Source organism: Rhizobium sp. CRRU65, from assembly GCF_048551595.1.
Taxonomy (GTDB): domain Bacteria; phylum Pseudomonadota; class Alphaproteobacteria; order Rhizobiales; family Rhizobiaceae; genus Rhizobium; species Rhizobium leguminosarum_J.
In genome coordinates this window covers 69,910-78,916 of the sequence record NZ_JBLYZH010000018.1, presented here as the reverse complement: position 1 = coordinate 78,916, position 9,007 = coordinate 69,910, and the positions used below count along the sequence as shown (strand labels likewise).

General features: G+C 61.5%; 11 protein-coding genes. 9 read left to right on the top strand and 2 right to left on the bottom strand.

Going from position 1 to position 9,007, the window contains the following annotated elements:
* Positions 1–67: 67 nt before the first annotated feature.
* The 4 genes from ACM5SV_RS29540 (at position 68) to ACM5SV_RS29525 (ending at position 2,703) form a co-directional block, all read left to right on the top strand.
* A complete protein-coding gene (locus ACM5SV_RS29540; RefSeq protein WP_012756321.1) occupies positions 68–1,018 on the top strand; it encodes a heme o synthase in 951 nt (316 codons plus the stop codon).
* Positions 1,018–1,158 (top strand): hypothetical protein, encoded by a 141-nt coding sequence (locus ACM5SV_RS29535; RefSeq protein WP_012756322.1) that lies wholly within the window; start codon positions 1,018–1,020, stop codon positions 1,156–1,158. Before ACM5SV_RS29540 ends, ACM5SV_RS29535 begins: the two co-directional genes overlap by 1 nt.
* Complete coding sequence (locus ACM5SV_RS29530; RefSeq protein ID WP_012756323.1) at positions 1,155–1,763, top strand: cytochrome c oxidase assembly protein; 609 nt, start codon at positions 1,155–1,157, stop codon at positions 1,761–1,763. The genes ACM5SV_RS29535 and ACM5SV_RS29530 overlap by 4 nt, the downstream gene beginning before the upstream one ends.
* Before the next feature lie 61 nt (positions 1,764–1,824).
* On the top strand, positions 1,825–2,703 hold the full coding sequence (locus ACM5SV_RS29525; RefSeq protein ID WP_012756324.1) for a cytochrome c oxidase subunit 3: 879 nt from the start codon (positions 1,825–1,827) through the stop codon (positions 2,701–2,703).
* A 494-nt stretch (positions 2,704–3,197) separates the two neighbouring features.
* Here the strand turns inward: ACM5SV_RS29525 and ACM5SV_RS29520 are convergent, their stop codons facing one another.
* Positions 3,198–3,839: a chloramphenicol phosphotransferase CPT family protein gene (locus ACM5SV_RS29520; RefSeq protein WP_222015586.1), complete on the bottom strand. Its 642-nt coding sequence runs from the start codon at positions 3,837–3,839 to the stop codon at positions 3,198–3,200.
* A 235-nt stretch (positions 3,840–4,074) separates the two neighbouring features.
* On the opposite strand from ACM5SV_RS29520, the gene ACM5SV_RS29515 reads away from it, so the two are divergent.
* The 5 genes from ACM5SV_RS29515 to rnhA all read left to right on the top strand — a co-directional run bounded on the left by ACM5SV_RS29515 (position 4,075) and on the right by rnhA (position 7,931).
* The gene (locus ACM5SV_RS29515; RefSeq protein WP_003545995.1) at positions 4,075–4,455 is read left to right on the top strand and encodes a DUF983 domain-containing protein; all 381 of its coding nucleotides are present in this window, start codon (positions 4,075–4,077) and stop codon (positions 4,453–4,455) included.
* Positions 4,448–5,203 (top strand): SURF1 family protein, encoded by a 756-nt coding sequence (locus ACM5SV_RS29510; RefSeq protein WP_017993170.1) that lies wholly within the window; start codon positions 4,448–4,450, stop codon positions 5,201–5,203. Before ACM5SV_RS29515 ends, ACM5SV_RS29510 begins: the two co-directional genes overlap by 8 nt.
* A gap of 240 nt (positions 5,204–5,443) precedes the next feature.
* Positions 5,444–6,445: a 4-hydroxy-3-methylbut-2-enyl diphosphate reductase gene (gene ispH / locus ACM5SV_RS29505; RefSeq protein ID WP_011650764.1), complete on the top strand. Its 1,002-nt coding sequence runs from the start codon at positions 5,444–5,446 to the stop codon at positions 6,443–6,445.
* A 68-nt stretch (positions 6,446–6,513) separates the two neighbouring features.
* On the top strand, positions 6,514–7,479 hold the full coding sequence (locus ACM5SV_RS29500) for a homoserine kinase (RefSeq protein WP_128440075.1): 966 nt from the start codon (positions 6,514–6,516) through the stop codon (positions 7,477–7,479).
* Positions 7,476–7,931 (top strand): ribonuclease HI, encoded by a 456-nt coding sequence (gene rnhA / locus ACM5SV_RS29495; RefSeq protein ID WP_011650766.1) that lies wholly within the window; start codon positions 7,476–7,478, stop codon positions 7,929–7,931. The genes ACM5SV_RS29500 and rnhA overlap by 4 nt, the downstream gene beginning before the upstream one ends.
* A gap of 47 nt (positions 7,932–7,978) precedes the next feature.
* Here rnhA and ACM5SV_RS29490 read toward each other — a convergent pair whose 3' ends face one another.
* Complete coding sequence (locus tag ACM5SV_RS29490; protein ID WP_222015584.1) at positions 7,979–8,872, bottom strand: LysR family transcriptional regulator; 894 nt, start codon at positions 8,870–8,872, stop codon at positions 7,979–7,981.
* Positions 8,873–9,007: the final 135 nt, after the last annotated feature.

The following is a 9,007-nucleotide window of genomic DNA, read 5'->3' as shown; positions in this document are numbered from 1 at the left end:
TTTGCGCGGACATCAGGACGCCGCTTTCGATATGGCGTCCTGATGGTAAGACATTCAGGACGGAATGATGACTGTCATCGACAATCACGAGGTGCTTGCAAAGGACGGCGAATTGTCGGAAGCGAGTGCGCGCGATTATTTCGAATTGCTGAAGCCACGAGTGATGTCGCTCGTGGTCTTCACTGCCTTTGCCGGTCTCGTGCTGGCGCCGGGCCACATCCATCCGGTCCTCGGCCTGATCGCCATCCTCTGTATCGCCGTCGGCGCCGGCGCCTCCGGCGCGCTGAACATGTGGTATGACGCCGATATCGACGCCATCATGAGCCGCACCGCCAACCGTCCGATCCCGGCCGGCCGCATCGCACCCTCCGAGGCACTCGCCTTCGGCCTGGTGCTTTCAGGCTTCTCGGTGGTGATTCTCGGCCTGGCGGTCAACTGGCTCTCGGCCGGCATCCTCGCCTTCACCATCTTCTTCTATGCCGTCGTCTACACCATGTGGCTGAAGCGCTCGACGCCGCAGAACATCGTCATCGGCGGTGCTGCCGGCGCCTTCCCGCCGATGATCGGCTGGGCCTGCGTGACCAACAGCGTGACGATCGAGAGCACCGTTCTCTTCCTCATCATCTTCCTGTGGACGCCGGCGCATTTCTGGGCGCTCGCCCTCTTCAAGATGCGCGACTACGAGGCCGTCGGCGTGCCGATGCTGCCGAACGTTGCCGGCGAACGGGTGACCAAGCATCAGATCGTCGCCTATGCGGTGCTGACCGCCGTCTGCGCGGTATTGCCGTCCTTCCTCGGTTTCGCCAGCTTCGGTTATGGCCTCGTCGCCGCCGCCCTCGGTGCGATCTTCATATACTGTTCCATCGCCGTCTGGCGCATGCCCGACGGCGATTTGAAGATGATCCCGGCGAAGAAGCTTTTCGGCTTCTCGATCTTTTATCTCTTCGCCGTGTTCTCCGCCTTGATGATCGACCGGCTGGCCTCGCTGCTGGTCTCGCATGCGGGAGGTTGGTTCTGATGGAATTGGTCAAGCTCACGGAAAAGCAGCTCAAGTCGCGCCGCAACCGCAACGTCGCCCTCGGGCTGGTGCTTGCCGGCCTCGTCGTTCTCTTCTACGTGATGGCAATCGTGAAGATCGGCGGGGGAACGGCCGGATGAGCGATAACCCCGCCGCACCGAAGAAGCAGGTCCGCAACAACGGCGCCGTCGTCATGATGTGCCTGAGCTTCGTCTTCGGCATGGGCGCGATGAGCTATGCCGCCGTGCCGCTCTACCGCATCTTCTGCCAGGTGACCGGCTATAACGGCACGACGCAGCGCGTCGACCAGGTGTCGAGCGTCGTGCTCGACCGCACGATGCGCGTCACCTTCGACGCCAATGTCGCCCCCGGGCTGCAATGGGACTTCAAGCCGGTCCAGCGCGAGGTCAATCCGAAGATCGGCGAGACCATCCAGGTCAATTTCACCGCCGAGAATCGTTCGAACGAGACCCAGCGCGGCCAGGCGGTTTTCAACGTCACGCCGGGTGAAGCCGGCGTCTATTTCAACAAGGTACAATGTTTCTGCTTTACGGAAACGGACCTGAAGCCGGGCGAGAAGCTCGACATGCCTGTCGTGTTCTACATCGATCCCGAAATCGTCAAGGCCGTGGAATCCAGGGATATCCACACGGTCACGCTGTCATATACGTTCTACCCGAAAGAGGGTCCGAAGCCGGTGGCTTCGAATGAGGGTGGAGCGGAAAAGATTGAAAAGAAACTTTGATCAAGGCTCGTTTCCGGCTATGCCGGGAGCGGAGTGAAGGAAGACATCCGGGGATAACGACATGGCCGATGCTCACCAGAAGAATCACGACTATCACATCATCGATCCGAGCCCTTGGCCGATTCTCGCCTCGCTCGGCGCCTTCATCATGGCAATCGGCGGCGTCTGCTACATGCGTTATCTCAACGGCGGCTCGTTCAAGGTCGCCGGCGCGGAGCTCGCCAATCCCTGGCTCTTCTACATCGGCTTCGCGCTGGTGCTCTACGTCATGTACGGCTGGTGGGCCGATACGGTGAAGGAAGCCCATGAGGGCGCCCACACCCGCGTCGTCTCGCTGCACCTGCGCTACGGCATGATCATGTTCATCGCTTCGGAAGTGATGTTCTTCGTCGCCTGGTTCTGGGCCTATTTCGACGCCAGCCTCTATCCGAACGAAGCGATCCAGGCCTCGCGCCTGCTCTATACCGGCGGCACTTGGCCGCCGAAGGGCATCGAAGTCCTCGATCCCTGGCATCTGCCGATCTACAACACCGTCATCCTGCTCCTGTCGGGCACGACGGTCACCTGGGCGCACCATGCGCTGCTGCACAACGACCGCAAGGGCTTGATCCAGGGCCTGACGCTGACGGTGCTGCTCGGTATTTTCTTCTCCAGCGTCCAGGCCTATGAATATGCCCACGCGCCCTTCGCCTTCAAGAATTCGATCTACGGCGCGACCTTCTTCATGGCGACCGGCTTCCACGGTTTCCACGTCCTCGTCGGCACGATCTTCCTGGCTGTCTGCCTGATCCGTGCGCTGCGCGGCGACTTCACCCCGAAACAGCATTTCGGCTTCGAGGCGGCCGCCTGGTACTGGCACTTCGTCGACGTCGTCTGGCTCTTCCTGTTCTTCTGCATCTACGTCTGGGGCGGCTGGGGCGCACCCGTCGCAGCCGGATGATCGGAACGAAACTTGAGAAAAGGCGGGCCTGGTGCCCGCCTTTTTTGTTGGTGGGATCCGCGACAGCCCGCACCTTTCCGGAGACGAGGGACGTGCCATGCGAGAGCGGGCGAGGAACGGAGAGGCTGCGGCATGTGTCCTGTTCTCCCCAGCGGGGGTCCGAAGGACGGGTTGAGACCGGTGGCTCAACCCAGGCAAAGGTGGCCCGAAGGGTCGGATGAGGGGGCCACGCGGCAGGCCCTCTCATCTCAACTATCCCGCCATGCCGACGCGAGCGCGGTCGAATCGCGCATGAATGTTGTTGGAAAGACCGGCTTCGCCGGCCCCCTCATCCGCCCTACGGGCACCTTCTCCCCGCTGGGGAGAAGAGGGAATCGAGAGGTTGCAGCATATTTCCTTCGCCCCGCGAGCGGGGAGAAGGTGCCGGCAGGCGGATGAGGGGCTGCCATCGGCAACCTCTTCGGCCGAGGTAAGGGCTCCCGCTTTTCATCGCCTCAGCGCGCGCCGGCAATCCGTTCGAACGCCGAAGGCTGGGGAATGCCGAGATCCAGCTGGTGGCGGATCGCCTCGGCGCATTCGAGCGGTGTCAGCACTGAGGTATCGACCTCCATGTCGTAGATGCCGGGCCGATGCACCTCGTCCTGCCAGCGTTGCACCGGTTCAGGAACGGGCACGTCCTCCGTGGCGGTGAGATAAAGCGTCTCGCGCCCCTCCTGGACAATGTCGCGCCGCTGCATGATCGTCTCGATCGGACAGCGCACGCCGACGAATAGCACGGGAAAGTCTTCCAGTCGCCGGGCGCAACCGCCGAGGATGCCGAGCGGCTGCGAATAGCTGTCATGGTGGCCGAGATCGGCGATGACATTGAGCCCCAGGCTGGCATGGATGGCGATCGATTCGTAGAGTGCCGCATAAAAGAACGGCACCAGTTCCTCCAGGTCCGGCCGTTCGCCGCCCGGCCGCAGTCCGATGCCCGGAAGGTAGCGCTTCGGTGTCATGGCATTGTAGCTGTCGACGCCGAGGTTGATCCACGGCCCCTCGAAGTGTTCCTGTACCGCGCGCGCGATGCTTGATTTGCCGCTCCGCGGCGCGCCGTTGAGGATAATGATCTGCACGGAATGGCTATCATTGGTCATCAGTCTTCTTCTTCTGTTTGGCGCGAATCATTACAGCGCCGCGCGACTTTTCAGACGCGGCAAGGACGCTGTAACACTTTGAATTGCTGATAGTTCCTCACATCGATTCCGATGTGAGGAACTATCAGCGGGACGAAATCACGCAGGCATTTCCCTTCGTCCTGCGAATAATTTATGGGAGAGTTAAGGCAGCATCGAAAAAGCCGCGGCCGCCAAGGCTGCCAGAAGGAATGGAATGAACGAGGACAGCGCCCATTTTCCGCCCGTCGATCCGGTGAAAACAGGCATCAAGGGCTGCTGCCCGCGCTGCGGCCAGGGCAAACTCTTCGATGGCCTGCTCGGCGTAAAGCCGCGCTGCGCCGCCTGCGGCCTCGATTATTCCTTTGCCGATTCCGGTGACGGCCCGGCCGTCTTCGTCATCCTCATCGTCGGCTTCATCGTCATCGGCATGGTGCTGTGGCTGCAGGTGAATTACGGACCGCCGATCTGGGTGCATATCCTGCTCTTCGCTCCGTTGACGATTATCCTGTCGCTGCTGACGCTGCGCTGGTTCAAGGGCATCCTGATCGCCATGCAATACCGCCATAATGCCCGCGAAGGACGCCTGAGTGACTGATATCGACCATGCCGCGCCGCGCCGCCGGCTACCGGTTTTCACCGGCATCCTGGTGCTGATCGCTCTTGCCATCCTGATTTCGCTCGGCACCTGGCAGGTGGAGCGCCTGCACTGGAAAGAGGGCCTGATCGCCGATATCGCCGCGCGCCAGGCAGCAAGCCCCGTGCCGCTTGCCGATATCGAGGCGATGGCGGCTGCAGGCGGCGATATCGAATACCGCAAGGTGACCGCCACCGGCCGCTACATCAACAACAAGGAGCGGCACTTCTTCGCCACCTGGCGCGGCCAGACCGGCTATTACATCTATACCCCGCTGGAGCTTGCCGACGGGCGCATTCTCTTCGTCAATCGCGGCTTCGTTCCCTTCGACAACAAGGAGCCGGAAATGCGCATGCAGGGCCAGCTGACGGATCAGCAGACCGTCACCGGCCTGGCGCGCGAAAAGCTTCCCGGCAAGCCTTCCTGGGTGGTGCCTGACAACGACGTCGCCAAGAACATCTTCTACTGGAAGGATCTCGACGTCATGGCCGAGAGCGTCGGGCTGGAGAAAGCGATCGTCATTCCCTTCTTCGTCGATGCCGATTCCACCCCCAATCCGGCCGGCCTGCCGATCGGCGGCGTCACCCAGGTGGATCTGCCGAACGACCATCTGCAATATGCTTTCACCTGGTACGGGCTGGCCGCCGTGCTCGTTGTCGTGGTGGCGATCTCCTGGTTTCGCAAGGGTGCCAAGGCACCTCAGCAATAGTATCACTTCAATTCTCGACCATATTGGGCTAGAGGTCCCTTAGCCCCACGCGGGACGTTGCTGTTGAAGCTGGACGTTGCCGAGTTCTCCCTCATTCCTGTGCTCGTCACAGGAATCCAGTGCGCTCAAGTCCTTGGGCGCGGTAGGTGGACTTGGATGTTGACAGTCATTCACGGCGCCGACGCGCCGTGGCTGGATTCCTGTGACGAGCACAGGAATGAGGAATTTGACGGAACAGACATGAATATTGCGGCGAAACCTCCTTTGACGATTAGGCTCTGCGGCCCGCGCGGCTTCTGCGCCGGCGTCGACCGCGCCATCCAGATCGTCGTGCTGGCGCTGAAATCCTATGGTGCGCCGGTCTATGTGCGCCACGAGATCGTCCACAATCGCTATGTCGTCGAAGGGCTGGAAGCCAAGGGCGCCGTCTTCGTCGAGGAGCTGGACGAGATCCCGGCCGAACATCGCGCCCAGCCGGTGGTCTTTTCCGCCCACGGCGTGCCGAAATCCGTGCCCGAGGATGCGGCAAGCCGCAACCTCTTCTATCTCGACGCCACCTGCCCGCTGGTCTCCAAGGTCCACAAGCAGGCGATGCGCCACAATCGCCTCGGCCGCCATGTCGTCCTCATCGGCCATGCCGGCCATCCCGAGGTGATCGGCACGATGGGTCAGCTGCCGGAGGGATCGGTCTCGCTGATCGAGACGATCGAGGATGCCGACGCCTATGTCCCCGTCGATCCCGACAATCTCGGCTATGTCACCCAGACGACGCTGTCGGTCGACGATACGGCCGGCGTCATCACCCGCCTGCACGAGCGCTTCCCGAACCTGACGGCGCCGGCAGCGGATTCGATCTGTTATGCGACGACCAACCGCCAGGAAGTGGTGAAGCAGGCAGCGCCCGGCTGCGATCTTTTCATCATCGTCGGCGCGCCGAACTCCTCCAACTCCAAGCGCCTCGTCGAAGTGGCGCTCAGGGCAGGGGCGAAGAAATCCATCCTCGTGCAGCGCGCCGCCGAGCTCGACTGGGACGAGATCGGCGCGATTTCGACGCTCGGCCTCTCGGCCGGCGCCTCGGCACCCGAGGTCATCGTCAACGAGATCATCGAGGCTTTCCGCGCCCGCTTCGACGCCCGCGTCGAACTGGCCGAAACGGTGCAGGAAACCGAAAATTTCCTCGTCAACCGCGAACTGCGCAATATCGAGCTGACGGCAGCCGACATGGCCTTCGTCAACGGTTAGATCGGCCTTTCGGCCTGGCGTCCACTCCGGCAAATCCAATATCAACAGGCATGAAGGCGAGACCTCACTTGGCAGTCTATACCGATATCGCCGAAGACGATCTGAAATGGTTCCTGACGGAATATGACGCGGGCACGCTGCTCTCCTACAAGGGCATTGCCGAAGGCGTCGAAAACTCCAACTTCCTGCTTCACACCTCCAAGGATCCGCTGATCCTGACGCTCTATGAGAAGCGGGTGGAAAAGAGCGACCTGCCTTTCTTCCTCGGTTTCATGCAGCATCTTTCCGCCCGCGGCCTGTCCTGCCCGCTGCCGCTGCCGCGCCGCGATGGCGCGCTGCTCGGCTCACTGTCCGGCCGTCCGGCGGCGCTGATCTCCTTCCTCGAAGGCATGTGGCTGAGAAAGCCGGAGGCAAAACACTGCCGCGAAGTCGGCAAGGCGCTGGCCGAGATGCATGTGGCCGGCGATGGTTTCGAGTTGAAGCGGGCGAATGCGCTGTCGATCGACGGCTGGCGGGGGCTGTGGGAAAAATCCGAAGCGCGCGCCGGCGAGGTTGAGTCCGGCCTGCAGACCGAGATCCGCAGCGAACTCGATTTCCTCTCCGCCGCCTGGCCGAGTGGCCTGCCGGCCGGCGTCATCCACGCCGACCTCTTCCCCGACAACGTCTTCTTTCTCGGCGACCAGCTCTCCGGCCTGATCGATTTCTATTTCGCCTGCAACGACCTGCTCGCCTATGACGTCTCGATCTGCCTGAATGCCTGGTGCTTCGAGAAGGACGGCGCCTACAACATCACCAAGGGCACGGCGATGCTCGAGGGTTATCAGAGCGTCCGGCCGCTGAGCGATGCCGAAATCGCAGCCCTGCCGGTGCTGTCGCGCGGGTCTGCGCTGCGCTTCTTCCTGACCCGGCTCTATGACTGGCTGACGACGCCGGAGGGCGCCATGGTCACCAAAAAGGATCCGCTCGAATATCTCCGCAAGCTGCGCTTCCACCGCCAGATCAAATCGCCCGCCGAATACGGATTGAGCCTATGAAACACGTCGATATCTTCACTGACGGCGCATGCTCCGGCAATCCCGGCCCCGGCGGCTGGGGCGCGGTGCTGCGTTATGGCGATGTCGAAAAGGAGCTTTGCGGCGGCGAGGCGGATACGACCAACAATCGCATGGAACTGCTGGCGGCGATCTCGGCGCTGTCGGCCTTGAAGAGCCCTTGCGAGGTCGATCTCTATACCGACAGCGCCTATGTCAAGGACGGCATTTCCAAGTGGATTTTCGGCTGGAAGAAAAACGGCTGGAAGACCGCTGACAAGAAGCCGGTGAAGAATGCCGAACTCTGGCAGGCGCTGGAGGCGGCCCGTGACCGCCACAAGGTGACGCTGCACTGGGTCAAGGGCCACGCCGGCCACCCGGAAAACGAACGCGCCGACGAACTCGCCCGCAAGGGCATGGAGCCTTTCAAGAAGGGCAAGGCGGTTTCGTTTTAAGTCATGCGCATTTGCCTTTGTGCGTCTCGGCGACATTGAGCGCGAAATTAACTGCGATAACGCAATGCATTCACCAGAAGCGAGAATGCGGGGGAAGCAAGCCGTCTGCTCGGATAGTAAAGGTGATATCCGGGAAATGGCGGTGACCAGTCCTCCAGCACGGGCACCAGTTTTCCTTCACGGATCAGCGGCAGCAGGTATTCGTCTGGCAGGCATGCCAGACCAAAACCGCCGAGCGCCGCATCGACGATCATCGGGACGTCGTTGCAGATGAACTGACCTTCGACACGAACATTCAGCGGCTTGCCGTCCTTTTCGAACTCCCAGGCATACAAGCCGCCAACAGTTGCAAGCCTGAGATTGATGCAGCGGTGCTGCGTCAGGTCATGCGGCGTGGCCGGTTTCGGATGCCGTGCGAAATAATCCGGCGAGGCAACGACCAGCATGCGCATTTCCGGTCCGATCTTGAGCGCGATCATATCCTTTTCGATATGCTCCCCAAGCCGGACCCCGGCGTCAAAGCGCTCGTTCACAAGATCGATCAGCCGACTGTCGACAGAGATCTCGATGTTGATATCCGGGTAGGACTGCATCAATCCCTTTACGGCAGGCATGAGGATCGTTTCTGCGGCATGCCGGATCGACGTGATGCGTATCGTGCCTCCCGGCGCATGACGCATGGCCCCAAGTGCATCCAGCCGGCTGCGGATATCATTGAACGCAGGTCGCAGCGTTTCGGCCAGCTGCTCTCCGGCCTCGGTTGGAACAACGGTGCGGGTCGTCCGCGTCAGGAGCCGGAGGCCCATGCGATCTTCCAGTCGGCGCACTGTATGGCTGAGGGACGATTGCGAGGTCCCCAGCAGCGCCGCCGCACGTGTGAAGCTTCGTTCTTCAGCGACCGTCAGGAAGGCCGCCAGGTCACCCAGTTCATCGCGCTTCATTCATGAATCCTCAATATAAGTCCATTCGGATCCTAGCATCTAGTCGGAGTAATCAGCCAGGAGTAAATTCTCCTCGACAGCCGGCGGTCTAGATCCGCCAGGAACAAGGGCCCGCGGACCAACTGCCCAGCGGAG

Bases quoted from the DNA above. Each gene is read 5' to 3' on its own strand.
- ACM5SV_RS29525 (WP_012756324.1), top strand. From the start codon at position 1,825: ATGGCCGATGCTCACCAGAAGAATCACGACTATCACATCATCGATCCG.
- ACM5SV_RS29530 (WP_012756323.1), top strand. From the start codon at position 1,155: ATGAGCGATAACCCCGCCGCACCGAAGAAGCAGGTCCGCAACAACGGC.
- ACM5SV_RS29515 (WP_003545995.1), top strand. From the start codon at position 4,075: ATGAACGAGGACAGCGCCCATTTTCCGCCCGTCGATCCGGTGAAAACA.
- rnhA (WP_011650766.1), top strand. From the start codon at position 7,476: ATGAAACACGTCGATATCTTCACTGACGGCGCATGCTCCGGCAATCCC.
- ACM5SV_RS29490 (WP_222015584.1), bottom strand. From the start codon at position 8,872: ATGAAGCGCGATGAACTGGGTGACCTGGCGGCCTTCCTGACGGTCGCT.
- ACM5SV_RS29540 (WP_012756321.1), top strand. From the start codon at position 68: ATGACTGTCATCGACAATCACGAGGTGCTTGCAAAGGACGGCGAATTG.
- ispH (WP_011650764.1), top strand. From the start codon at position 5,444: ATGAATATTGCGGCGAAACCTCCTTTGACGATTAGGCTCTGCGGCCCG.
- ACM5SV_RS29535 (WP_012756322.1), top strand. From the start codon at position 1,018: ATGGAATTGGTCAAGCTCACGGAAAAGCAGCTCAAGTCGCGCCGCAAC.
- ACM5SV_RS29520 (WP_222015586.1), bottom strand. From the start codon at position 3,839: ATGACCAATGATAGCCATTCCGTGCAGATCATTATCCTCAACGGCGCG.